The organism is Leisingera sp., assembly GCF_034669605.1.
Lineage (GTDB): Bacteria > Pseudomonadota > Alphaproteobacteria > Rhodobacterales > Rhodobacteraceae > Leisingera.
In genome coordinates, this window is record NZ_JAXMOX010000057.1 from 1 (window position 1) to 23,757 (window position 23,757).

Here is a 23,757-nt window from a genome sequence, read left to right on the forward strand (position 1 = left end):
AGGCGGACCTGACCGTCGTTTCGGACAGCCAGGCGGCAATTGAAACCATGGTTGACCGGGTGCTGGAAGCCTTGCAGGCGCGCCCCGATGTATTGGAGTGGACATGATGGAACGCAAGGTTCACGTGCCTCTGGGCGAGCGGGCCTATGATGTGGTGATTGCGCCCGGGTTGCTGGCGCAGGCGGGGGCGCGGATCAAGCCGTTGCTGACGCGGCCGCAGGTGGCGGTGGTGACGGACGAAACAGTGGCGGAAAAACACCTGGAGGGATTGCGCGCCGGGCTGGCCGCTGCAGGCGTTGAGATGAGTGCGCTGGCGCTGCCGCCGGGCGAGGCGACCAAGGGCTGGCCGCAATTCAGCCGTGCGGTTGAGTGGCTGCTGGAGCAGAAGGTCGAGCGGGGCGACGTGGTTGTTGCCTTCGGCGGCGGCGTGATCGGCGATCTTGCGGGCTTTGCGGCTGCGGTGCTGCGCCGGGGGGTGCGGTTTGTGCAGATCCCGACCTCGCTGCTGGCACAGGTTGACAGTTCGGTGGGCGGCAAAACCGGCATCAACGCGCCGCAGGGCAAGAACCTGATCGGGGCCTTCCATCAGCCGTCGCTTGTCCTGGCTGATACATCCGTTCTGGAAACACTGACGCCGCGCGATTTTCTGTCCGGCTATGGCGAAGTGGTGAAATACGGGCTTCTGGGCGATGCGGATTTCTTTGCCTGGCTCGAAGAGCATGGTCCTGCACTGGCTGAAGGCGATGTCCCAGCGCGGGTCGAGGCGGTGGCGCGCTCGGTTCAGATGAAGGCGGATATCGTTGTGCGCGACGAAACCGAACAGGGCGACCGGGCGCTGTTGAATCTGGGTCATACCTTTTGCCACGCGCTGGAAGCCGCCACAGGCTATTCGGACCGGTTGCTGCATGGCGAGGGCGTGGCCATCGGCTGTGCCTTGGCGTTTGAGCTGTCGGCCAGGCTGGGGCTGTGTTCCCAGGAGGATCCCAGCCGGGTGCGGGCGCATCTGAAGGCGATGGGAATGAAGACCGATTTGACCGATATTCCGGGCGATCTGCCGGGGGCGGAGGTGCTGCTGGACTTGATGGGACAAGACAAAAAGGTCGTTGCCGGCCAGCTGCGGTTTATCCTTGCGCGCGGCATCGGCGAGGCCTTTGTCACCGCCGATGTCCCGCCCAAGGCGGTGCTGTCGGTGCTGCGTGACGCGGGCGCCTGATCAGACCTTAGTCTTGCAAAAAGAAAAGAGCAGCCGCAGGGCTGCCCTTTTTTGTTTTCTGATATCCAGCTCTTAGAACGGAATTTCGTCGTCGTCGATGTTGTGCGAGGCACCTCCGCCGAAACCGCCGCCCTGGTTGCCGCCGCCTTGCGGGCCGCTGTCATAGCCGCCGCCATATCCACCGCCTTGGCTGCCACCGCCGTAGCCGCCGCCACCCTGGCCGCCACCGCCGCCGCCTTCACCGCGGCCGTCCAGCATGGTCAGCGTGCCGCCGAATCCCTGCAGCACGATCTCGGTGGAGTAACGGTCCTGGCCGCTCTGGTCCTGCCATTTGCGGGTCTGCAGCTGGCCCTCGACATAAACCTTGGAGCCCTTGCGCAGATATTGTTCACACACCCGCACCAGCCCCTCGCTGAAGACCGCGACGGAATGCCATTCGGTCCGCTCGCGGCGTTCACCGGTGTTGCGGTCCTTCCAGTTTTCCGAGGTGGCGATGCGCAGGTTGCACACCTTGCCGCCGTTCTGAAAGCTGCGCACCTCCGGGTCGCGGCCCAGATTGCCGATGAGCATGACTTTGTTGAGTGAGCCGGCCATAGGGTTCCGTCCTTTTATTCCTGAATGTCCTGTCCAGCACCGGTCCGGCGCGAATCCGTCCGGGCTGCTTTGTCGGCACAGTATAGACCTGTGCAAGGTGAGGAAAGCAGCTCTATGGGGATGGTTTTGCAGGAGTTTGCGGTGCAGTGACGGCGGATTGCGCCCGTGTTGCTTTAAATTTCCGCTGGATCGGTTATATTCCCGCAAAGTGGGACAGTGTTGGGACAGCGGAAATGCGCAAAGCCGTTGCGGGGCTGGTGATTGCCCTGGTCGGGGCAGGGCAGCCTGCCGCCGCCGATGTTTTGAGTACCAAGAACCGGCGGGATTTGTTTTCCGCCCACACCAGCGTTCTGGATGGCCGAGCGGCCACCCAGTACAGGAACTCTAACCGGCTGCAGCCCAAGACATATCAGATACCTTCAGCCGCGGGCACGCTGCCCTACAGCGGCAAGTACCGCGGCCAGTACCTGAAGCTGGCGCGGGTGGCCGCGCGGCAGCACGGTGTGCCAGAAGATCTGTTTTTGCGCTTGGTGCAGCAGGAAAGCAATTGGAACCCGAACGCTAAATCGCACAAAGGCGCCTTGGGCCTGGCGCAGCTGATGCCTGCCACCGCGCGGGCGCTGGGGGTCAATCCGGCTGTGCCGCAGCAGAACCTGGAGGGTGGGGCGCGGTATCTGGCGCGGCAGTTCCGCAAATTCGGGTCCTGGCGGCTGGCACTCGCGGCATATAACGCTGGTCCGGATGCGGTGAAGAAATACGGCGGGGTGCCGCCGTACAAGGAAACCCAGAACTATGTGAAGAAAATCTGGGGCAGCTGAGACCGGGCTGGGTTAACCTGCGGGTAAGATCCCTTAATGCCGCGTTAACTCCGCCGCACTGTCACGCATTTGCCTTAATTTTTCGTGAATCTGCCCTCAAGTTCTGGAGGGAATGACGTGTATTTCAACAGCTTTGACGAACGCCTCAACCGGATTGACTGGCAGCCGAGCGCGGTTCCAACGCGGCAGATGATCGACAGGGTCCTGGCCAGCCGTCTGCCCCGGCAGCCGCGCAGTGCGGTGTTGAGCCTGGCCGGCGCTATTGCCGGCATTCTGATCGGCACCGGCCTAAAGGGTATGGCTTTGGCCGGATCCCCTTGGGGACCGGAAACAGGCCTTGCCGGAGCTATCGTCGGCAGCCTGGCGCTGACCGGACTGGCGGCCTCGGTAACGGCTGCGCTGATTGCTGCGGTCAAAGGGAAAGAAGCGCCGCGGCTGATCCAGTTCGCCTCGATGAACCTGTTGATGATCGTGGTGCTGCTGTTGAGCTGAACAAGACGGCCCCCGTGGGAGTGGGGAAGGGAAATGGCCCCCCATGCGTTGCCTTATAAGCCGCGCGCGGCTTTTGCTTTGCCGCGTCTGGCTTTGGCACACAGGCCAGTCCTGGCGGGCGTGTTACGCGCAGATGCGCTGCACCTGAAATGGGCGCCGCGGCCTGATGAGGCCGCGGCGCAGTACTGTCTGTCAGCCTGGCGGCAAGGGATTACTCCGCGGCGACCTTGATCACCGGTTTCATCCGCTCCAGCACCTCGTCGCTGAGGTGGCATTTAATCTGATGGCCATCTTCCAGCTGGTGCTGCGGCGGCACCTCGCGCTCGCAGAGGTTGCCCGGCACCTCGGATTTCCAGCGGCAGCGGGTCTGGAACGGGCAGCCCGGCGGCGGGTTCATCGCCGAAGGGATGTCGCCCTCGAGCACGATGTGCTCCTTTTCGACCGAAGTATCGGCAATCGGCACCGCCGACAGCAGCGCCTCGGTATAGGGGTGGTAGGGCGGCGCAAACACCTGATCGGTGGTGCCGAGCTCCACCACATGGCCGAGATACATCACCATCACCCGGTCGCTGAGGTAGCGCACGATGCTGAGGTCGTGGGAGATGAACAGCAGCGTGGTCTTTTCCTTGCGCTGGATCTCCATCAGCAGGTCGGTGACGGCGGCCTGCACCGATACGTCGAGCGCCGAGACGGGCTCGTCCGCCACCACGATACGGGCGCCGCCGGCAAAGGCGCGGGCGATGCCGACACGCTGCTTCTGGCCGCCCGACAGCTGCCGCGGCATCCGGTCAGCAAAGGCGCGCGGCAGTTTCACCAGGTCCAGGAGCTCCAGCATCCTCTTGCGCCGTTCTGCCTCGGAATTGCCGATGCCGAAGATCTCCAGCGCCCGCATGATCTGGCGGCCGACGGTCATCGACGGGTTCAGCGTGTCGAACGGATTCTGGAACACCATCTGCACGTCGGAGATGGTCTTGGTGTCGCGCTCCTCGATCGGGATCTGTTCGATGTTGCGGTTGTCGAGCAGGATCTGGCCTTCGGTGGCGGTTTCCAGCCCCATCAGCACCTTGGCAAAGGTGGATTTGCCGCAGCCGGATTCGCCGACGATGGCGAGGGTCTCGGATTCGCGCGCCTCGAAGCTGAGCGTCTCGTTGGCCTTGACCACCTTCTTGTCGCCGCCGCCGAACAGGGCGTTGGCCGCAACTTCATAATATTTCTTGAGGTTTTCCATCTTGAGAACAACCTTGCCAGGCGCGGTTTTCTCTTTTTGCTCCCCCAGTGTAATCGGGGCGTTCCAGTCGATTTCCTGGAACCTCAGGCAGCGGGTCTCATGGCGGTCGTTGCCATGCACGGGCGACATCGGGATGACCATGTCCTGATCGCAGCGGCCCTGCTCGAAATAGTCGCAGCGCGGCCCGAAATTGCAGCCGGGCGGGCGTTCGTGGGGCAGGGGGAAATTGCCGGGAATGGCCACCAGCGGGCGCGAGTTCTTGTCGGCTCCGGGCAGCGGGATCGAGCGGAACAGCGCCTGGGTGTAGGGGTGCTGCATTTCGTCGAAGACGTCGTGGATCGAGCCGCGTTCCACCGCCTCGCCGGAATACATCACGCACAGCCGGTCGCAGGTTTCCAGCACCAGGCCGAGGTTGTGGCTGATGAACAGCATCGAGGTGCCGTATTTCTTGCCCAGATCCTTGACCAGTTCCACCACCGCGGCCTCAACCGTCACGTCGAGCGCGGTGGTGGGTTCATCCAGGATCAGCAGCGACGGTTTCGACATCAGTGCCATTGCAATCACGATCCGCTGCTGCTGGCCGCCCGACAGCTGGTGCGGGAAGGAGTTCAGCATCCGCTCCGGGTCGGGCAGGCGCACGTCGGTCACCACTTCCAGTGCGCGCTGGTAGGCTTCCTTTTCACTGACGCCCTCGTGGATCATCGGCACTTCCATCAGCTGCTTGCCGATCTTCATCGCCGGATTCAGCGAGGCCATAGGCTCCTGATAGATCATCGCGATCTCATTGCCGCGGATGCCGCGCAGTTCTTTCCTGCTCATCTGGGCCAGATCGCGGCCCTTGAACTTGATGGTGCCGCCGACGACACGGCCGTTTTTGCCAAGGTCCTGCATGACACCCAGCGCCACGGTGGATTTGCCGCAGCCGCTTTCGCCGACCAGACCCACTGCCTCGCCGGGCTGCACGGCCACAGAAAAATCCATCACCGCCGGGATTTCACGCAGGCGGGTGAAAAAGGAGATCGACAGCTTTTCAATCTCGAGGATCGGGCCGTCGTAGTCTTCCATTTTACTCATAGTCTTATTCTCCCTGTTGGAGCGGGAGGGGAAGGGCCCCCTTCATCTGGCTCCAATTCTCTGGGGGGCCGGTGGCCCTGCCCCCCAGCCGGATCAATCCCTGAGGCTCTCTTCGCGCAGGCCGTCGGCCAACAGGTTCAGACCAAGAACCAGCGTCAGCAGAGCGAAGGCAGGCGGCAGCGCCGGGTGCAGGTAGATCGACAACAGCTTGCGGCCGTCATTGATGGTCGATCCCCAGTCCGGGCTTTCCGGCGGCAGTCCAAGACCGAAGAAGCCCAGGGTCCCGAGAAGGATGGTGGTGTAGCCGATGCGCAGGCAGAAATCGACGATCAGCGGCCCGCGGGCGTTGGGCAGGATCTCCCACAGCATGATGTACCAGGGGCCTTCGCCGCGGGTCTGGGCCGCAGCCACGTAGTCGCGCGTTTTGATGTCCAGGGTCAGGCCGCGCACGATACGGAACACCGTGGGCGAGTTGACGAAGACCACCGAAACAAACACCACCAGGATGCCGCCGGGAATGTCGAACATATCCATCGCCCGGGGCAGGCCCCAAATCGCGTATTCCGGCGTGTTGATCAGATAGCCGCCGTTCGAGACCAACTGCAGGTAGAACCAGATAATGGTTCCCAGTACCAGCGGCAGCATCCAGTTGCGCAGCTTGGGGCGGGTGTAATAGCGCGAGTTCAGCAGCACCCCGACAAAGATGATCGGGAACACGAACAGCACGATGGCCATATAGTTCGGAACACCGGTGGCGACGATTTCCGGGGTCACCAGCAGGTAGAACAGCAGGATCACCGGGAAAGCCAGGATCAGGTTGGCAGCGAAGGACAGGATGGTGTCCAGGCGGCCGCCATAGTAGCCCGCGGGCAGGCCCAGGGTGATCCCCACCATAAAGGCAAAGACCGCGGCCATCGGAGCGATCTTGATGACTTCCCAGGCGCCTTTGACCAGACGGCTGAACACATCGCGGGCCAGGTTGTCACCGCCCAGCAGATACCATTGATACTGGCCTTCTTCCGGGTTGCGAAGCGGCGTGCCGGGCACCTTGTTTTTCATGCCCGAAAGCTGGCTCAGCGGGTCATGGGTGATGATCATGTCCATGGCGCCGTAGACGCCGGTGAACACCCAGAACATCACCAAGCCAAAGCCGATCATGCCGATGGGGCTGTCAAACAGCTTGCCGTAAAGGCCAAGCCGCCGTTTGAAGCCGATGGAGGCTGCGTAGAGGATCACCAGGGAAATCCAGACAGGAGACAGCTGGTAGACAATACGCCCTGCAATTTCAATTGCGCTAAGAGGTTCCATTCTCTGCTGCCTTCCTTATGAGATCCGGATACGCGGGTTCAGATACACATAGCCGATATCCGAGATCAGCTGGGTGATCAGAACCACGAAGACTGAGACCACAGAGACGGCCAGCAGCAGTTCGATGTCGTTGTTGCCCGCCGCTTCCACCAGGATCCAGCCGAAGCCCTTGTAGTTGAACAGGGTTTCGACAATCACCACGCCGTTCAGCAGCCAGGGGAACTGCAGCATGATGACGGTGAAAGGGGCGATCAGCGCGTTCCGGAGTGCGTGCTTCAGAACGATGTTGTGAAAACTTACACCCTTGAGGCGGGCAGTGCGGATGTACTGCGCGGTCATCACCTCGGTCATCGAGGCGCGGGTCATCCGGGCGATGTAGCCCATGCCGTAGAGCGCAATGGTCAGCACCGGCAGGAAGAAGTTTTCAAAATTCGGGTTGTCCATCGCCGAGGTCGCGGTGCCCTTGAACCATTTCAGGCCGACGGTGGAGGACGTGAAGACCGCGATAAAGATAACTCCGGACACATACTCGGGCGTCGCCGTGGTCAGGATTGAGGCGGTCGACAGGCTCCGGTCGGTAACGGACCCTTCCCGCATCCCGGCCAGCACGCCGATGATCAGCGCCGATGGAATCATCAGCATCAGCACCCAGAACATCAGGCGGCCGGTATTGCCCAGCCGCTCTGCGATGATTGAAGAAACATCGTCCTTAAAACGGGTGGAATAGCCCCAGTCGCCCTGCAGAATACCGCAGAAGGTCGAGGCTTCGGCGGCCACTTCAGCCGAGACGGTGCCAGTCATGCAGCGGCCGCTGAAGCCGTCTTCGGACTCGCGGGTCCAGCCCGGCAGAACGCCCAGCCATTGGCCGTATTTCGAAACCATGGAACCGCCATAGCCATTGGCGTCCAGCCAGCTGGCCACGGCTTCATCCGACATGCGGAAGTTGCCCTGGGTCTTGGCGAGTTTTTCAAGGTTCGGGTAGAGGTTCGTCAGGAAGAACACGATGAACGTCAGGCACAGGGCCGTCAGCAGCATCACGCCTGAACGGCGGAGAATGAATAGTCCCATGAGGGTCCCCTGTCAGTCTGGCGGATCGGACCCGGTTGCCGGTGCGGGTCTCTTGTCGTCTTAGCTGGGAAGCACCGCCCCATCCGGGACGGTGCGGGAGCCAGGAGCCTGGAAGGGCTTGGCCTAGGCAGCCCAGCCCCACTTGTAGTGATGGTGTTCGAAGGACACGTGCATGTCCGCGCCGACAACGCCTTCGCGCATGTGGCGGTAGAGCGAACGCCAGTAAGGCTGGATGGTAACGCCTTCCTCTTGAATCAGCGCCTGGCCCTTGGCAGAGATCTCGCGGCGCTTGTCAGCGTCGGCGATCGACAGGGCTTCTTCCAGCAGGGCGTCGAATTCAGGGTTCGACCAGCCGAATTCATTCCAGGCTTCACCAGACTTATAAGCCAGGGCCCAGATCTGCACGCCCAGCGGGCGGTGGTTCCAGTTGGTCGAGGAGAATGGGTATTTCACCCAGTCGTTCCAAAAGGTCGAACCAGGCAGAACGGTCCGCTTTACCTTGAAACCGGCGTCGCGCAGCTGTGCGGCCACGGCGTCGGTGGTGTTCCGGCGCCAGTCGTCATCAATCGACAGGATTTCATGTTCGAAATCCATCATTCCGGCTTCTTCCATCAGTGCACGGGCACCTTCAGGGTCGACCTTCTGCGGCGGCAGTTCGGAGTATTCCGGGTGGATTGGGCCGACATGGTGGTTCTCGGCAGGTTCACCACGGCCGCCATAGCCGAGTTCAAGGCAGACAGAGTTGTCGACAGCCATCTGGATCGCCTTGCGGACGCGTTTGTCGGCATAGGGGTTTTTGCCGTCGATTTCTGCCAGCTGGTTGGTCCGGACCACGATCGTGGACATGGTCACAACTTCGGAGTTCTTGTAGCCAAGGCCGTCCATCACGTCGATGAATTCACCAACCGATTCATAAAGCATGTCGACTTCATCGGATTCCAATGCAGCCAGCCAGGACGACGGGTCGGTGCCGAAATCGACATATTCGATGCGGTCCAAAGCGGGCGTGCCGTAAATCGCTTCACCCCACCAAGTGTGATTTTCGTTGCGCACCAGCGTTGCTTTCACGCCCACGTCCAGCTCAGTCAGCAGGTAAGGGCCGGTGCCGACGTTGGACAGGAAATCATTGGTTTGGAAAGACGCGTGGACAATCGCCGCCGGATAATCCGCCATGCCTGCGATCAGCGAGATGTCGGAGTTCGGCAGGTTCAGTTTCACGGTGTGGCTGTCGACCACTTCGATACCGCCTTCAACCGCTTGGCCGGAGTCAGCGTCGATCAGGGTTCCAAAACGGCCGGCCATCGAATTGCCTTCAAGCCCTTTGTCACACCAGGCGGCGATATTGCGGGCAACGTCTTCGGCAGTGAAATCGTCGCCGTTGTTCCATTTGACGCCCTGGCGGACGTTCAGCGTGTAGACGGTGGCGTCCTCGTTGATCTCCCAGCTTTCCAACAGCATGCCGGTGAAGGAGCCGTCGTTGTTGTATTCCACCAGGTACTCTTGGGTTCCGCGGGATAAATTGCCCATTTCCGACCAGTCATAGGTGCGTGGGTCCTTCAGCGGCTTGACCAGCATCTGAACGCGCAGGGTTCCGCCTTCTTGCATGCCCTCTGCAGCTTTGGCCGGCGCGGCCATGCCGATCATGCCATAGGCAGCGGCGGCAGTGACGCCCAGTGAGGTGGCGCGGGTCAGGAATTCACGGCGGTCGAGCTTGCCATCGAGCACTTCTTTGGCGTGCATTTTGACGGCCCAATGTACCGGTGCTCCATTAATTGTGTCATTGGTCATTTAAGTCTCCCTGTTATACCGTTTGGTCATTTGTCTTGCGAAACGGATTTTGGCCCAGCGGAGTGCCGGGCATTTTTGCTAAGCGCTTAGGATTAAAGTTTCCCCATAGCTGTATTCGGGCAGAGATATGCCGTTTCGTCAATGCACAGTTTCGGCGTTTGAAGGTAAAATTACGACATTCTGGGTGTCGTTTTCCCGGTTTGAAACGGTATGCTGCTGAATACTGTTCAATACTGCCCAGTGACTGGAACGAAATCCGCCCTTGCTGGAAAATATACAAAAATCTGCAGGCGGATCAAACTTTTGTCACTTGTTGCGGGTGGCTTTGCGCAATGCGCTGGGTGTTTGCCCGGCGTGCTGGGAAATGAAGCGGGTGAAATAGGCGGCGCTGCCAAACCCCAGCTGAGCAGCAATGTCGCGGATCGGCAGGTCAGAGTAGATCAGCAGCGAGCGGGCGGCATGCAGCTGGCGCTCGGTCAGCAGGGCTGCGGCGCTTTTGCCGGTCTCGGCTTTGCAGACACGCGTCAGGTGGGTTGGCGTCACCTTCAGGGCAGCCGCGTGACCGGCCATGCCGGCCTGGGCGCCGGGCAGACCGGCGATGCGGCGGCAGTAGGCGTGGCACAGGCGTTGCGCCGCGGTTTGCCGGGCTGCCGGGCCGGCGGGGTCCGGTTGCCGGTGCAAGGCGATCGCAGCAAGTTCGCAATGGGCCTGGATAGAGCGGTTCCAGAGAGGGTGCTGAGCATCCTGCTCGCGGCTGATGGCTTCGAACAGGGCGGTCAGCCTGACTTGGTCCTGAAGGCTGGTGAACCGTTTCTGAACCGGCGTGTCGGGGAAGGGCAGCGTCAGCGGGCCGGATAGCGACAGAACCTGCCCTAGGCACTGGCGGGTGAATTCGGCGGACCAAAGCGTTCCGGCCGGAAGGAAGATAGCATTGTAAGGGCCAAAGCCACGCTGTACTCCATTGACGCAAATGCGCCCCTGTCCGCGGGTGATCCAGATCAGCAGGTGTTCGCGGCGGGTGTGCGCCAGCCCGGTTTGCCAGGCGCCGTCGGGGGCAAGCCAGGATAAGGGGGCGGCGTGAATGTCGCTGGACAGGTTCGGATCAAATGGCATCAGATATCTTAGGCGCAGGATTAAATATGATGTGATGCAAAAGGGCATGAAACCCTGATTCTGGCAAGTTTTCGCCGGACAGAACGGAAAACGTCTAAATTTTTATTGGTCTGACCGGCTGGCTGGCCGGCGGCGGCGCTCAGGCCAGCGTCACCTGCTGCCAATCTTTCATGCGGGCGCGGAACCAGCTGCGCTGGCGTTTGGCGAACCGCCGGGTGGCGATAGCGGCGCGTTCTTCAGCCTCCGCCAGCGTCATCCGGCCCAGGGCGCAGGCCATCAGTTCGGGAACGCCGATTGCCTTGCAGGAGGGCAGGGCGGGGTCGTAGCGGTTCTGCATTGCGCCGATCTCATCCATTGCACCCTGATCCAGCATCTGGCCAAAGCGTTTGCGGATGCGGGCCTCCAGCCAAGGTTTCTCTGAATTGAGCACCAGGGCGGTGCAGCCGGTCAGCGGCAGCGCCGGGGCAGGGGTATCATCCTGCCAGCTGGCCAGCGGGCGGCCGGTGGCCTTCAGCACCTCCCAGGCGCGCTGCACCCGGGCCCGGTTCTGCAGGTCGATGCGGGATGCAGTTTTGGGATCCAGCTCTGCCAGCAGCGCTTCAAGGGACAGGCTGTCGCCTTCGGCCCGCACGGCGGCTGGGGTAGCGGGAATGTCTGCCATGCCTTCGGTCAGGGCGGTAAAGTAAAGGCCCGTGCCGCCAGTGATGATCACCCGCTCAGGCCCGTTCAGCAGCTCCAGCACTTCGCGCAGCCAATGGCCGGCGGAATAATCTGCATCATAGGGCACATGCCCGTACAGCGCGTGGGGCGCTTGCGCTTCTTCCTCGGCGGAAGGGCGGGCGGTAATCACCCGCCAGCAATCATAGACCTGGCTGGCATCGGCATTGACGATGATGCCGCCCTGGCGCACGGCAATCTCCAGCGCCAGAGCCGACTTTCCCGAAGCGGTGGGCCCGGCGATCAGCACAGGCAGATCCGGGTTGATGTCAGGCAGGTTCATTCAGGCGTGATCCGTCTGTTAGGTCGCGTTCCGCAATACTGTACGGAAAGCGCGCTGCGCGGATTGAAACCGGCAGCGATTTGCTTCATTTTACGCGCAAACTAACCCTCACATCTTCTGGAGTGCAACATGCCTCAACCGCAAGACAAGCCGGAGCTGCATCCGGCCGCCGCCTATAAACGCGTCATGCTGAAAATTTCGGGCGAGGCATTGATGGGCGATCAGGGTTTCGGCCTGCATCCGCCGACCGTGCAGCGCATCGCCCGCGAAGTGAAGTCGGTGCAGGAGATGGGGGTCGAGATTTGTATGGTGATCGGCGGCGGCAACATCTTCCGCGGCTTGTCTGGATCGGCGCAGGGGATGGAGCGCACCACCGCTGACTACATGGGGATGCTGGCCACGGTGATGAATGCGCTTGGCATGCAGTCGGCGCTGGAAGAACTCGGGGTTTTTACCCGGGTGATATCGGCGATCCGCATGGATGAAGTTGCGGAGCCCTATATCCGCCGCCGCGCCGTGCGCCACCTGGAGAAAAAGCGGGTCTGCATCTTTGCGGCGGGCACCGGCAACCCGTATTTCACCACCGACACTGCTGCGACCCTGCGGGCCAATGAAATGGCCTGCGAGGCGATCTTCATGGGCAAGAACGGGGTCGATGGCGTCTATGACAAGGACCCCAAGGAACATGCCGATGCCGTCCGCTATGACGAGATCAGCTATGACGAAGTCTTTGCCAAACGGCTGAAGGTGATGGATGCGTCGGCCATTGCGCTGGCACGGGACAACAATCTGCCGCTGATCGTGTTCCCGCTGGATGAGCCGGGCGGCTTCCGCGGCATACTGGCCGGCGAAGGCACCTATACCAAGGTGCACGGCTAAGTCGTGATCCAGGTTTGATGAAGGACGCGGGCCCATTGCGGTCCGCGTTTTTTGTTCCCTGCTCCGGTGCCCCCCCCTGGCAGGGAAGTGCAATTTCGTGAAATCGCCTGATGGCAAACTAAATTTCCTGCAGGACAGGAGAGACCGGCAAGGGTGCAATATGCGGTCCCGGAGGCGGCAAATCCTGGCCGACATCGCTATACATCAGCCTTCCAATGGCTTATGAGCCAATGGAAGACCGCCTCAGATAAGGGGAGAGAGCAGCATGTCTGATGATTTTGAACTGGATACCGACGACCTTAAGCGCCGTATGGACGGTGCCATGGCCAACCTGCGGACCGAATTCGCATCCTTGCGCACCGGCCGGGCCTCTGGCTCAATGTTGGAGCCGGTGATGGTGGATGCCTATGGCTCGATGACGCCGATCAACCAGGTCGGCACTGTAAACGTGCCGGAACCGCGCATGGTTACTATCAACGTCTGGGACAAGGGCCTGGTCGGCAAGGTCGAAAAGGCAATCCGCGAATCCGGGCTGGGGATCAACCCGCAGCTAAACGGCACCATCATCATGCTGCCGATTCCGGAGCTGAACGAAGAACGCCGCCGCGAACTGACCAAAGTTGCCGGCCAGTATGCCGAGCATGGCCGGGTTTCGATCCGCAACGTGCGCCGCGACGGTATGGACCAGATCAAGAAGGCCAAAGCCGACGGCATGTCGGAAGACGATCAGAAGTTCTGGGAAGCCGAAGTGCAGGAGCTGACCGACAAGATGATCAAAGCTGTGGACGAGGCGCTTGAGACCAAGCAAGCCGAGATCATGCAGGTCTGACCGGCAGTATGCCAGGAGATGCAAATCCGCAATTGAGCGCCGCCGGAAACTCTCCGGCGGTCCGTTCCGGCCCGCGCCATGTGGCCATTATCATGGACGGCAATGGCCGCTGGGCGCAGGCCCGCGGGCGGCCGCGGCTGTTCGGCCACCATGCCGGCGCGCGCCGGGTGCGGGAAGTTGTCGAGTGCTGCCCGGGTCTGGGCGTGAAATACCTGACCATCTTTGCCTTCTCGACCGAGAACTGGAAACGCACCCAGACCGAGGTCGCCGGTCTGATGAGCCTGTTCCGGCGTTATATCTCCAAGGAGATGAACGCTCTGGCGGAGCGCAATGTCCGGGTGCGCTTTATCGGTGACAGGGTGCGGCTGGATGCCAAGCTGATCGACCTGATGGACAAGCTGGAACTGAAAACCGAAGGCAACGACGGCACCCAGCTGACCATCGCGCTGAACTACGGCGGTCGCGACGAGGTCGCCCGTGCCACCAAGCGGCTGGCACAGGATGTGGCGGATGGCCGGCTGGATCCTGGCAAAGTCGATGAAGAAACCCTGCCGCGTTATTTGGACACCCATGTGCTGCCGGATCCGGATCTGGTGATCCGCACCAGCGGCGAGGCGCGGATCTCGAACTTTCTGCTGTGGCAGTCGGCCTATGCGGAATACGAGTTCATCGACACGCTGTGGCCGGATTTCTCCGGCGAGGAACTGGCCAGGCTGTGCAACAGCTATGGCTGCCGGGACCGCCGTTTCGGGGCCGTTAAAACATGAGTGCTGCCAGGGGCCGCTGGGCGGACCTGCTGCCGCGGGCCTTGTCTGCCGTGGTGATGGTGGCGGCTGGCGGATATGCCGTGTGGGCTGGCGGGCTGGTGTTTAACGTGCTGATTGCGCTGTGCAGCGGCGGCATGGTGTGGGAATTGGTGCGCATGCTCCAGCCTGCGCGCAGCAGCATTGCACTGCAGCTTGGCGCGATCTCTGCTGTTGCGTTGCTATTGGCGTCGTTCCTGCCCGCGCTTTGGGTGCTGCCGGTGCTGGCGGCCCCTGTGGCGGCAGGGTTCAGCCAGATCCGCGAGCGGCGGCAGTATTTCACCGGCTTTGCCTTGTGGGTTCTGCTGGCGGGTTTCGGCTTTGTCTGGCTGCGCGGCCAGATGGGCTTGGCTTGGATGCTGTGGCTGATCTGTATCGTCGTGGCCACCGACATTGCGGGCTATTTCGCGGGCAAAGCCATTGGCGGGCCAAAGTTCTGGCCGCGGGTCAGCCCCAAGAAAACCTGGAGCGGCACTGCGTCGGGCTGGATGGCGGCTGCCGTCGTGGGCGCGGTCTTTGCCGGGCAGGCCGGGCTGGGTTATGGCATCGTGGTGCTGTCGGTGCTGTTGTCAATGGCCAGCCAGGCCGGTGATGCAGCCGAAAGCGCCTTGAAGCGGAAGATGGGTGTCAAGGATTCCAGCGGGCTGATTCCCGGCCATGGCGGGCTGTTCGACCGGTTCGACGGCATGCTGGGGGCTGCGGCGATGGTCCTGGCCGTGACCGCCCTCTGGGGTTAACCAGACAGGAAGAACAATGCGGAAAGTCTCGATTTTCGGCGCGACGGGCTCGATAGGTCAGAACACCATCGACCTGATCCGCCGCGCGCCGGACGCCTATGACGTGGTGGCGCTAACCGGCGGCGCCAATATTGCGCGGCTGGCACGGGACGCTGTTGCGCTGCGGGCTGATGTTGCCGTGACTGCCTATGACGACCGCCTGCCGGATCTGCGCGCGGCGCTGGAAGGGACTGGCGTCGAGGCCGCAGCAGGGCAGGCGGCGCTGGTGGAGGCTGCCGCCCGGCCTGCTGATTGGATCATGTCGGCCATCGTCGGCGCGGCCGGCCTCGCTCCGGGGCTGGAGGCGCTGAAACACGGCACCACCCTGGCGCTGGCCAACAAGGAATCGCTGGTCTGCGCAGGCCGGCTGCTGCTGGAGACGGCTGCGGCACACGGCGCCCGGCTGCTGCCGGTGGACAGCGAGCATTCGGCGGTGTTTCAGGGGCTGGCCGGCGAAGACATTGATGCAGTCGAGCGGATCGTCATCACGGCGTCCGGCGGTGCTTTCCGCGATTGGCCGCTGGAAGATCTGCCCAAGGCAAGCTTGGCGCAGGCGTCGTCCCATCCCAATTGGGACATGGGGCAGCGGATCACTATCGACAGCGCGTCCATGTTTAACAAGGCGATGGAAGTCATTGAAACACGAGAGTATTTCGGTGTCCAGCCAGAGAAGATAGAGGTGCTTGTGCACCCAGAATCGCTGGTCCATGCGCTGGTTGGTTTCACCGACGGCGCGCTGATGGCGCATCTGGGCGCGCCGGATATGCGGCACGCCATCGGATACGCGCTGCATTGGCCGGAACGGCGGGACCTGCCGGTGGAGCGGCTGGATCTGGCCCGCATCGGCCAGCTGAATTTCCGTGCGCCGGACCCGGCCCGGTACCCGGCGCTGCGCCTCGCCTATGACGTGATGGCGCGCGGCGGCATGATGGGCGCAGCCTTCAACGCTGCAAAGGAACGGGCACTCGATGACTTCATCGCGGGCCGTATCCGGTTCACTGACATGGCGGCCGTCACCGAGACCGCGCTGGAGCGCATGTCAGCGGAACGTGACCTCCTCGATGCCGCAATGACACTTGATAACGTGACCCGGGTTGACCATCTCGCCCGGCAACAGGCGGCACGCGCCGCAGAAGAACGCATAGGGTAGATCTTTGGACGTACTTGCTTTTGTCCCGCAGTTTGGCGGTTTTCTTTACACGATTGCCAGCTTTGTCATCGCCTTGTCGGTGATCGTGGCGGTGCATGAATACGGCCACTACATCGTTGGCCGCTGGTCAGGGATTCATGCGGAAGTGTTCTCGCTGGGGTTCGGCCCGGTGCTGTGGAGCCGGGTGGACAAGCACGGCACCCGCTGGCAGGTCGCTGCCCTGCCGTTCGGCGGCTATGTGAAATTTCTTGGCGATGCCGATGCGGCCTCGGGCAAGGATGACCAGGCGATGCAGGCTGCGGCTGACGATCCGGCAGCGCTGCGCCGGACCATGCATGGCGCGCCCCTGTGGGCCCGGACTGCAACTGTGGCTGCCGGCCCGGTGTTCAACTTCGTGATGTCGGCGATCATCTTTACCGCTGTGGCGATGTCCCAGGGGATCATGCGCGACCCGCTGACCATTGGCGCGCTGGCGCCGCTCCCGGGGGTCGAGAATGGATTGCAGGAAGGGGATGAGCTGATTACAGCAGGCGGGCTGGCGGTGCCAAGCTATCTGGAACCCGACGCTTGGGAAGCCTTCCGCAAAGCCCTGCCGCAAGAGCAGCCGCTGGAGTATCAAGTGCGCCGCGGCAGCAGTGAGATCAGCGTCAGCGGGCCGTATCTTTACCCGCCCTATGTGCGCGGTGTTGTGCCGCGAAGCGCTGCGGCGGATGCCGGGTTGCAGCCGGAAGACGTGATACTGGCGATGAACGGCGCACCGGTGGTGTCTTTTGACCAGCTTAAGGCGCACGTCGAAGCGGCGGACGGCAAAGTGCTGGTGCTGGATGTATGGCGGGATGGCCAGCAGGTTGAGATGGCGCTGGCGCCGCGCCGCACCGATGAGCCGCAGCCGGATGGCGGCTTTGCTACCCGCTGGCGGATCGGCATCATAGGCGGCCTGGCGTTTGAGCCGGCCACGGAATCCGCGGGCTTCGGCGCCTCACTGGCGGCCGGCACTTATCAGGTATGGGCTGTGGTGGAGACTTCGCTGTCCGGGCTGAAACATATGATCACCGGCGCCATCAGTACCTGCAATCTGTCCGGGCCGATCGGGATTGCCGAAACCTCGGGCGCGATGGCCAGCCAGGGGGCGGAGAGCTTTATCCGTTTCATCGCGGTGTTGTCGACCGCTGTTGGCCTGCTGAACTTGTTCCCGGTGCCCGCGCTGGATGGCGGCCATCTGATGTTTTACGCCTACGAGGCCGTGGCAGGCCGTCCGCCCAGCGACCGGGCGGTGCGGGTGCTGATGTCGCTTGGCATTGCCATCGTGTTGACGCTGATGGTGTTCGCGCTTGGCAATGATCTGTTCTGCTGAGCGGACTGCCCCGATACGATGGCATTGGGCGGCCATTTTGCCGCCCAAGTGCTGCCACATTCTCCCGTTAACTTTTTATCAATCCGCGGATTTCGCCAGACGGGAATTTCGCGGACGGGTGGACGATAACTGGGGGATGACCATGCAGACACTCACGCAATCTTACCGGGGCCTGGGCCTGTTGGTCCTTCTGAACCGGGACCGCGCGCTGACGGGTTTTGCCGTCCTGGGCGCCTTGACCGCCGGCGCCTGGCTCGCCACATTGTGATTCCTGCAACCGGCGCGCAAGTCTGCTGTGCCGGTTGCCGCCAGAATGCGCTTTGTTGGTTTTGACAAGCGCTTTCAAACCCGGTACGCACATCCCAAAGCTGCTATAATAATCGGGTTTGAAAAATGGTTTGGGGGAAGTTCGCAGGCAAGTCCTGTGGTGAGCGCAAGACGGGCATCAACATCTTGTACCGCAAAGTTTCGGCTATTTCTCTGGCGGTTGCGCTGGGTTATGCATTGTCTCCGCTGCCGGCCGAGGCGCAAAGCTACCGCTTCAATACGGTCCAGGTCGAAGGCAATCAGCGGATTCAGACGTCTACTGTTGTCGCCTACACCGGGATCGAACGCGGCCAGACCGTCAGCGCGGGCGAACTGAACGACGCCTATCAGCGCATCCTTGACAGTGGCGCATTTGAAACAGTGGAATTGGTGCCGCGCGGAAATACGCTGGTGATAAAAGTCACCGAATTCCCGACCATCAACCAGATCAGCTTTGAGGGCAACCGCCGTCTCAAGGATGACTCGCTGGACCAGATTATCGAATCCGCTCCGCGCCGGGTGTTCAACCCCTCGCAGGCCGAGCGCGACGCCGCCGCGATCGCCGAAGCTTACAGCGTTCAAGGCCGTCTGGCGTCGCGCGTGACACCGCGTATCATCCGCCGCAGCAACAACCGTGTCGACCTGGTGTTTGAGGTCTCCGAAGGCGACACCATCGAGGTTGAGCGGGTCTCTTTCACCGGCAACCGGGTCTATTCCGACCGCCGCCTGCGCCGGATCCTGCAGACCAAGCAGGCCGGATTCCTGCGCAGTTTCATCAACTCGGACACGCTGATCGAGGACCGGCTGGAATTTGACAAGCAGGTGTTGCGCGATTTCTACCTGTCCCGCGGTTACGTGGATTTCCGGGTGAACAGTTCCAATGCTGAAGTCACGCGGGAGCGGGATGCGGTCTTCCTGGTGGTTGATGTGACCGAAGGCCAGCAGTTCAAGTTCGGCAGCATTTCGGTGACAAGCGAAATGCCGGAAGCGGATGCCGACCTGTTCAGCTCAACGCTGAAGATCAAACCCGGAGTGGTCTATTCCCCGACCCTGGTCGAGAATGCGATCGACCGGATGGAAGGGCTGGCTGTTCGCAATGAGATCGACTTTCTGCGGGTTGAGCCGCGGGTCACTCGCAACGACCGGGACCTGACCCTGGATATCGAATTCGTATTGCGCCGCGGGCCGCGGGTGTTTGTCGAACGGATCGATATCGAGGGCAACACCACAACGCTTGACCGGGTGGTCCGTCAGCAGTTCCGCTCGGTGGAAGGCGACCCATTCAATCCGCGGTCCATCCGCAACAGTGCGGAGCGCATCCGGGCGCTTGGTTATTTTGCCAATGCCGATGTCGAGACCCGTGAAGGCAGCTCTTCCGATCAGGTGATCATCGATGTTGACGTCGAGGAGCAGCCGACCGGCTCCCTGAACCTTGGCGGCGCGTACTCGGTCACCGATGGGTTCGGGGTTAGCGTCGGTCTGACCGAGAACAACTTCCTGGGCCGCGGCCAGCGGCTGTCTTTCAATATCGCCACGGCAACGGAATCGGATTCCTATGTGCTGGGCTTTACCGAGCCTTACCTCTTGGGGCGGGATCTTAGGTTCGATCTGGATCTGGGTCTGAATGAAACCGACTCCAGCTTCTCGGAATACCGCACCAAACGGATCTTCTTCCAGCCTGCGCTGACCTTCAACACAGGCGAGGATACCTCGATTCAGGTCCGTTATACGTGGGATTCGGACGAGATGCTGTTCAGCGATAACGAGGATGACGACACGACCTCCTTCCTGGCGAGCCCGGTTATCCGCAATGAAATCGCGCAGGGTGAGCGTTCGTCGAGCGGCGTCGGGTTCACCTACCGCTATGACAGCCGTCTGACGGGCCTGGATCCGAATGCCGGGTTCCTGGTTGAAATCGGTGCCGACTATGCAGGGCTGGGCGGAGATTCGGAGTATATCAAGACCACAACGAAGCTTGTCGCGCAGAAGAAGATTCTGAACGAGGAAGTCACGATCCGTGCAACCTTGGAGGCTGGCTCGTTCCAATGGGAAGGAAACGGCTCCAGCCGCTCGATTGACCGGTTTGTTCTGACCCCCACTATCATGCGCGGCTTCGAACCCGGCGGTATCGGTCCCCGCGATCAATCCGGCGGCGCGCCTGGCGGAGGCAGTTACAATGACTTCCTCGGTGGCAATTATTATGCAGTGGCCCGCTTCGATGCGGAGTTTCCCCTTGGCCTGCCGGAAGAACTGGGGATGCGCGGTGCGCTGTTCTATGACGTTGGCAGCCTTTGGGGCCTGCAGAATGTGGACACGTCCAACCCCGGTGGCGGCAATGCAAATGTAGTCGGACGCAGCCGGTCGTTCCGCCATGTCGTTGGCGTTTCTCTGTTGTGGACCACCGGGATTGGCCCGCTAAGGTTCAACTTCTCCAAAGCCCTCCAGAAAGAGGATTTTGACCAGGAGCAAAGTTTCGACCTGACCTTGCAGGCGCGGTTCTGATCCGGTGCGGCGGCCGGCGCCCAATTATCGGACAGCGCTTGGTCTTGCCATAGCGCTGTCCGGGGCGGGGACAGTGCCGGCGCTTGCCCAGGAGCCGGTTTCACCGGCCCCCAATGCCGCCGGGGAGTTCCAATTGGGGCTGCCGCAGAGCGGTATCCTCACCATCCAGCCTGACCGGTTGTTTTCAGAAAGTGCCTTTGGAAAACGGGTGGAGCGCGAGATCGAGGCCGAGGGCGCGGTGCTGACCGCGGAAAACCGCCGCATCGAGGCTGAACTGCGCGCCGAGGAGCTGGAGCTGACCGAGCGCCGCAGCGACATGGCGCCGGACGCCTTCCGCGCCTTGGCCGATGCTTTTGACCAGAAGGTGCAGGAAACCCGCCGCCGCCAGGACCAGAAGCTGCGAGAAATCAATCAGATGGGTGAGGACGCCCGGCGGGAGTTCATCACCGCTTCACTGCCGGTGCTGCAGCAGATCATGCGGGAAAGCGGAGCAGGGGCGATTCTGGACCATGCATCGGTTTTTCTGAGTGCCGATGCCGCGGACATCACCAGCCTTGCAATCGGCCGGATTGACGCGGTGCTCGGCGATGGCGCGATGGTTGAGGAGAGTGAGCGCTGAGCGTGCGAACTTGCCCAAGGGCCGTCTGCTTGCTAGGGACGGCGCAGCATAATTGACGAAAATGGGAAACCACGCATGACCACCGAGCTGCAAAGTGCTGACATTCAACTGATCCAGCGGATCCTGCCGCACCGCTATCCGTTCCTGCTGGTCGACAAGGTGGTCGATATCGACAGCTACAAATCGGCCCGCGGCATCAAGAATGTCACCATGAACGAGCCGCATTTCCAGGGCCATTTCCCGGGTACGCCGATCATGCCCGGTGTCACCATTGTCGAAGCGATGGCGCAGACCGCGGGTGTGATGCTGGGCGTCGGCATGGACCTGGTCGATACCGACCTGCTGATCTATTTCATGAACATCGACAAATGCAAATTCCGCCGCAAGGTGGTGCCCGGCGACGTGCTGGAAATGCATGTGGAGACGCTGCGCGGCAAGCCGGGCGGCAAGATCTTCAAATTCCTGGGGCGTGCCACGGTGGACGGCGAAGTGGCAGCAGAAGCCGAATTCACCGCGATGGTAGACCGCCAGGCGGAGGGCGCCTGATATGGGCAGCATCCACCCAAGCGCGATTATTGAAGACGGTGCCAAAATCGGCGAGGGCTGCGAGATCGGCCCGTTCTGCCTGGTGGGGCCTGATGTTGTGCTGGGGGACCGGGTTGTTCTGAAATCCCATGTGGTGGTCACAGGTGACACCGAGATCGGCGACGAAACCGTCGTTTTCTCCTTTTCGGTGCTGGGCGAGATCCCGCAGGATCTGAAGTTCAAGGGCGAGAAGTGCAAGACCGTGATCGGCAAGCGCAACCGCATCCGCGAGCATGTGACGGTGAATGCCGGCACCGAAGGCGGCGGTGGCATCACCCGGATCGGCGACGACGGTCTGTTCATGGCCGGCTGCCATATCGCCCATGATGCCCAGGTCGGCGACCGGGTGATCGTGGTGAATTCTGCCGCGGTGGCGGGTCACTGCGTGCTGGAGGATGACGTGATCATTGGCGGCCTGTCCGGCATTCATCAGTGGGTCCGCATAGGTCGCGGCGCCATCATCGGGGCAGTCACCATGGTGACCAATGATGTGATCCCCTACGGCCTGGTGCAGGCGCAGCGGGGCGAACTGGACGGATTGAATCTGGTCGGCCTCAAGCGCCGCGGTGTGGCCCGCAGCGACATCACCGCCTTGCGCGCCGCGTTTCAGATGCTGGCCCAGGGCGAGGGTACTTTTCAGGAGCGCGCCAAGCGGTTGGGGGACGAGGCCGACAGTGAATACGTGCAGCGGATCGTCGCCTTTATCACCGGCGGCAGCGACCGCTCTTTCCTGACCCCGGGGGGCTGAGGTTATGCTGGCAGTGATTGCAGGCACCGGCGGGCTGCCGGCCGAAGTCCTGTCCCGCGTCCCGGGCAGGCCGCTGGTTTGCGCGATGGCAGGGTCCGAACCCGATGCGGTGGATGCGGAAATCACATTCCGGTTTGAACAGCTGGGATCTTTTCTGGAACGCTTGAAGGCCGCAGACGTGACCGGGATCTGCATGGCGGGCGCGGTGCGCCGTCCCAGCATCGACCCTTCGGCCATTGATGCCGCCACGATGCCGCTGGTTCCGGTGCTGCAGGCTGCGCTGGCCGCTGGCGACGATGGTGCCTTGCGGGCCATTATCGGTATTTTCGAACAGGCCGGGTTCACAGTCCTTGCCGCCCATGAGGTGGCACCTGATCTGCTGATGGCAGAAGGCGTGCCGACCAAGGTGCAGCCGGGCGAGCTGGACAAGGCGGATGCTGCGCGGGGGGCCGAGATTGTCGCCGCCATGTGTGCGGCTGATATCGGCCAGTCCTGTGCAGTGCGCAAACAGCAGGCAATCGCGGTCGAGAACATCTTTGGCACCGACTGGATGCTGGCCTCGCTGCTGCACCGCCCGGACGGGCAGGGCGGATTGCTGTTCAAGGCGCCGAAACCGGCGCAGGACCGCCGCGCTGACCTCCCGACTATTGGCGTTTGGACAGTGGAGGCCGCAGCCAAGGCAGGCTTGTCCGGTATTGCACTGGAAGCAGCCGGCGTCATTGTGCTGGACCAGGATGCGGTGATTTCGGCCTGTGACCGGCTTGGCCTGTTCCTGTGGCTGCGCGCGCCATGAGCCTGCGGGTGTTCATTCTGGCCGGGGAGCCTTCGGGCGACCGGCTGGGCGGAGCGCTGATGGCAGGGCTGAGACAGCTTGCACCCGGAGTGCGTTTTGACGGCATCGGCGGCGCACTGATGGCGGAACAGGGGCTGGTCTCGCGTTTCCCGATGGACGAGCTGTCGGTGATGGGGCTGGCCGAGGTGCTGCCGAAGTACCGCCACCTGAAACGCCGGATCCGGGAAACTGCCGATGCGGTGCTTGAGACCAGCCCGGATGTGCTTATCACCATCGACAGCCCGGATTTTTCTCTGCGGGTGGCACGGCTGGTCAAAGCGCAAAGCAATATCCGCACGGTTCATTACGTGGCGCCCTCGGTCTGGGCGTGGCGCCCGAAGCGGGCGGCAAAAATGGCGGAGGTCATCGACCATGTGCTGGCGCTGCTGCCGTTTGAGCCGCCCTATATGGAAGCGGCCGGGATGGCGTGCGACTTTGCCGGCCACCCGGTGGTAGCCGAGCCGCAGGCTACGCGCGAAGAGGTTGCTGCGTTCCGGCAGGAGTTTGGCCTGGGGGACGCGCCCTTTGTGCTGGCGCTGCCAGGTTCGCGGCGCTCTGAGATATCGCGGCTGGCGCCGGTCTTTGGGGCTGCCTTGAAGCAGTTTCTGGAGACGCATTCGGGTTATCAGGTGGTCGTTCCTGCCGCCGCACCGGTTGCAGGGCTGGTGCAGGAGACCT

Annotated in this window: 23 protein-coding genes and 1 pseudogene; 17 read left to right on the forward strand and 7 right to left on the reverse strand. The window is 62.0% G+C overall.

Features of this window, described 5'->3' with window-relative positions:
* Both VOI29_RS09265 and aroB read left to right on the forward strand, forming a co-directional pair.
* Window positions 1–107: pseudogene (locus VOI29_RS09265) on the forward strand (shikimate kinase); the annotation flags it as partial.
* The gene (aroB, locus tag VOI29_RS09270) at window positions 107–1,213 is read left to right on the forward strand and encodes a 3-dehydroquinate synthase (protein WP_323778136.1); all 1,107 of its coding nucleotides are present in this window, start codon (window positions 107–109) and stop codon (window positions 1,211–1,213) included. The pseudogene VOI29_RS09265 and the gene aroB, both read left to right, overlap by 1 nt.
* 72 nt (window positions 1,214–1,285) lie before the next feature.
* On the opposite strand, the gene ssb is transcribed toward aroB, so the two are convergent.
* Window positions 1,286–1,807, reverse strand: coding sequence for a single-stranded DNA-binding protein (ssb, locus tag VOI29_RS09275; RefSeq protein ID WP_323778104.1), 522 nt, complete (start codon window positions 1,805–1,807; stop codon window positions 1,286–1,288).
* Window positions 1,808–2,040: 233 nt separating this feature from the next.
* On the opposite strand from ssb, the gene VOI29_RS09280 reads away from it, so the two are divergent.
* Entirely contained in the window at window positions 2,041–2,625 is a 585-nt protein-coding gene (locus VOI29_RS09280; RefSeq protein WP_323778106.1) for a lytic transglycosylase domain-containing protein, read from the forward strand.
* Between the two features lie 117 nt (window positions 2,626–2,742).
* Window positions 2,743–3,117, forward strand: a complete 375-nt coding sequence (locus VOI29_RS09285; protein WP_323778108.1) for a hypothetical protein — start codon at window positions 2,743–2,745, stop codon at window positions 3,115–3,117.
* Between the two features lie 211 nt (window positions 3,118–3,328).
* On the opposite strand, the gene VOI29_RS09290 is transcribed toward VOI29_RS09285, so the two are convergent.
* The 6 genes from VOI29_RS09290 to miaA all read right to left on the reverse strand — a co-directional run bounded on the left by VOI29_RS09290 (window position 3,329) and on the right by miaA (window position 11,696).
* A complete protein-coding gene (locus VOI29_RS09290) occupies window positions 3,329–5,419 on the reverse strand; it encodes an ABC transporter ATP-binding protein (protein WP_323778110.1) in 2,091 nt (696 codons plus the stop codon).
* Window positions 5,420–5,512: 93 nt separating this feature from the next.
* A complete protein-coding gene (locus VOI29_RS09295; RefSeq protein WP_323778111.1) occupies window positions 5,513–6,727 on the reverse strand; it encodes an ABC transporter permease in 1,215 nt (404 codons plus the stop codon).
* Window positions 6,728–6,742: 15 nt separating this feature from the next.
* A complete protein-coding gene (locus VOI29_RS09300) occupies window positions 6,743–7,795 on the reverse strand; it encodes an ABC transporter permease (RefSeq protein ID WP_024090301.1) in 1,053 nt (350 codons plus the stop codon).
* Between the two features lie 123 nt (window positions 7,796–7,918).
* Entirely contained in the window at window positions 7,919–9,583 is a 1,665-nt protein-coding gene (locus VOI29_RS09305) for an ABC transporter substrate-binding protein (protein WP_323778113.1), read from the reverse strand.
* Window positions 9,584–9,889: 306 nt separating this feature from the next.
* Complete coding sequence (locus VOI29_RS09310; protein WP_323778114.1) at window positions 9,890–10,696, reverse strand: helix-turn-helix transcriptional regulator; 807 nt, start codon at window positions 10,694–10,696, stop codon at window positions 9,890–9,892.
* Between the two features lie 139 nt (window positions 10,697–10,835).
* Window positions 10,836–11,696 (reverse strand): tRNA (adenosine(37)-N6)-dimethylallyltransferase MiaA, encoded by an 861-nt coding sequence (miaA, locus tag VOI29_RS09315; RefSeq protein ID WP_323778116.1) that lies wholly within the window; start codon window positions 11,694–11,696, stop codon window positions 10,836–10,838.
* A gap of 129 nt (window positions 11,697–11,825) precedes the next feature.
* Between miaA and pyrH the strand changes: the two genes are divergently transcribed.
* The 13 genes from pyrH to VOI29_RS09380 all read left to right on the forward strand — a co-directional run.
* Window positions 11,826–12,575, forward strand: a complete 750-nt coding sequence (gene pyrH / locus VOI29_RS09320; RefSeq protein WP_024090297.1) for a UMP kinase — start codon at window positions 11,826–11,828, stop codon at window positions 12,573–12,575.
* Window positions 12,576–12,840: 265 nt separating this feature from the next.
* Window positions 12,841–13,404, forward strand: coding sequence for a ribosome recycling factor (gene frr, locus VOI29_RS09325; protein ID WP_129370698.1), 564 nt, complete (start codon window positions 12,841–12,843; stop codon window positions 13,402–13,404).
* Between the two features lie 8 nt (window positions 13,405–13,412).
* Window positions 13,413–14,171, forward strand: a complete 759-nt coding sequence (locus VOI29_RS09330; protein WP_323778117.1) for an isoprenyl transferase — start codon at window positions 13,413–13,415, stop codon at window positions 14,169–14,171.
* Window positions 14,168–14,944 carry a phosphatidate cytidylyltransferase gene (locus tag VOI29_RS09335; protein WP_323778118.1) on the forward strand — a complete coding sequence of 259 codons (777 nt, stop codon included), beginning with the start codon at window positions 14,168–14,170 and terminating at the stop codon, window positions 14,942–14,944. The genes VOI29_RS09330 and VOI29_RS09335 overlap by 4 nt, the downstream gene beginning before the upstream one ends.
* Window positions 14,945–14,960: 16 nt before the next feature.
* Window positions 14,961–16,133 carry a 1-deoxy-D-xylulose-5-phosphate reductoisomerase gene (gene dxr, locus VOI29_RS09340; protein WP_323778120.1) on the forward strand — a complete coding sequence of 391 codons (1,173 nt, stop codon included), beginning with the start codon at window positions 14,961–14,963 and terminating at the stop codon, window positions 16,131–16,133.
* 4 nt (window positions 16,134–16,137) lie between these two features.
* On the forward strand, window positions 16,138–17,487 hold the full coding sequence (rseP, locus tag VOI29_RS09345) for an RIP metalloprotease RseP (RefSeq protein ID WP_323778122.1): 1,350 nt from the start codon (window positions 16,138–16,140) through the stop codon (window positions 17,485–17,487).
* A gap of 142 nt (window positions 17,488–17,629) precedes the next feature.
* Window positions 17,630–17,755 carry a hypothetical protein gene (locus tag VOI29_RS09350; RefSeq protein WP_323778124.1) on the forward strand — a complete coding sequence of 42 codons (126 nt, stop codon included), beginning with the start codon at window positions 17,630–17,632 and terminating at the stop codon, window positions 17,753–17,755.
* Window positions 17,756–17,880: 125 nt separating this feature from the next.
* Window positions 17,881–20,295, forward strand: a complete 2,415-nt coding sequence (bamA, locus tag VOI29_RS09355) for an outer membrane protein assembly factor BamA (RefSeq protein ID WP_323778127.1) — start codon at window positions 17,881–17,883, stop codon at window positions 20,293–20,295.
* A 73-nt stretch (window positions 20,296–20,368) separates the two neighbouring features.
* Window positions 20,369–20,914 (forward strand): OmpH family outer membrane protein, encoded by a 546-nt coding sequence (locus VOI29_RS09360; protein ID WP_323778129.1) that lies wholly within the window; start codon window positions 20,369–20,371, stop codon window positions 20,912–20,914.
* 75 nt (window positions 20,915–20,989) lie between these two features.
* Window positions 20,990–21,460 (forward strand): 3-hydroxyacyl-ACP dehydratase FabZ, encoded by a 471-nt coding sequence (gene fabZ, locus VOI29_RS09365; protein ID WP_323778131.1) that lies wholly within the window; start codon window positions 20,990–20,992, stop codon window positions 21,458–21,460.
* A gap of 1 nt (window position 21,461) precedes the next feature.
* Window positions 21,462–22,247 carry an acyl-ACP--UDP-N-acetylglucosamine O-acyltransferase gene (gene lpxA, locus VOI29_RS09370; protein WP_323778132.1) on the forward strand — a complete coding sequence of 262 codons (786 nt, stop codon included), beginning with the start codon at window positions 21,462–21,464 and terminating at the stop codon, window positions 22,245–22,247.
* A gap of 4 nt (window positions 22,248–22,251) precedes the next feature.
* A complete protein-coding gene (locus VOI29_RS09375; RefSeq protein WP_323778134.1) occupies window positions 22,252–23,040 on the forward strand; it encodes an LpxI family protein in 789 nt (262 codons plus the stop codon).
* A partial coding sequence (locus VOI29_RS09380; protein ID WP_416361504.1) for a lipid-A-disaccharide synthase occupies window positions 23,037–23,757 on the forward strand: 721 nt, incomplete at its 3' end. The genes VOI29_RS09375 and VOI29_RS09380, both read left to right, overlap by 4 nt.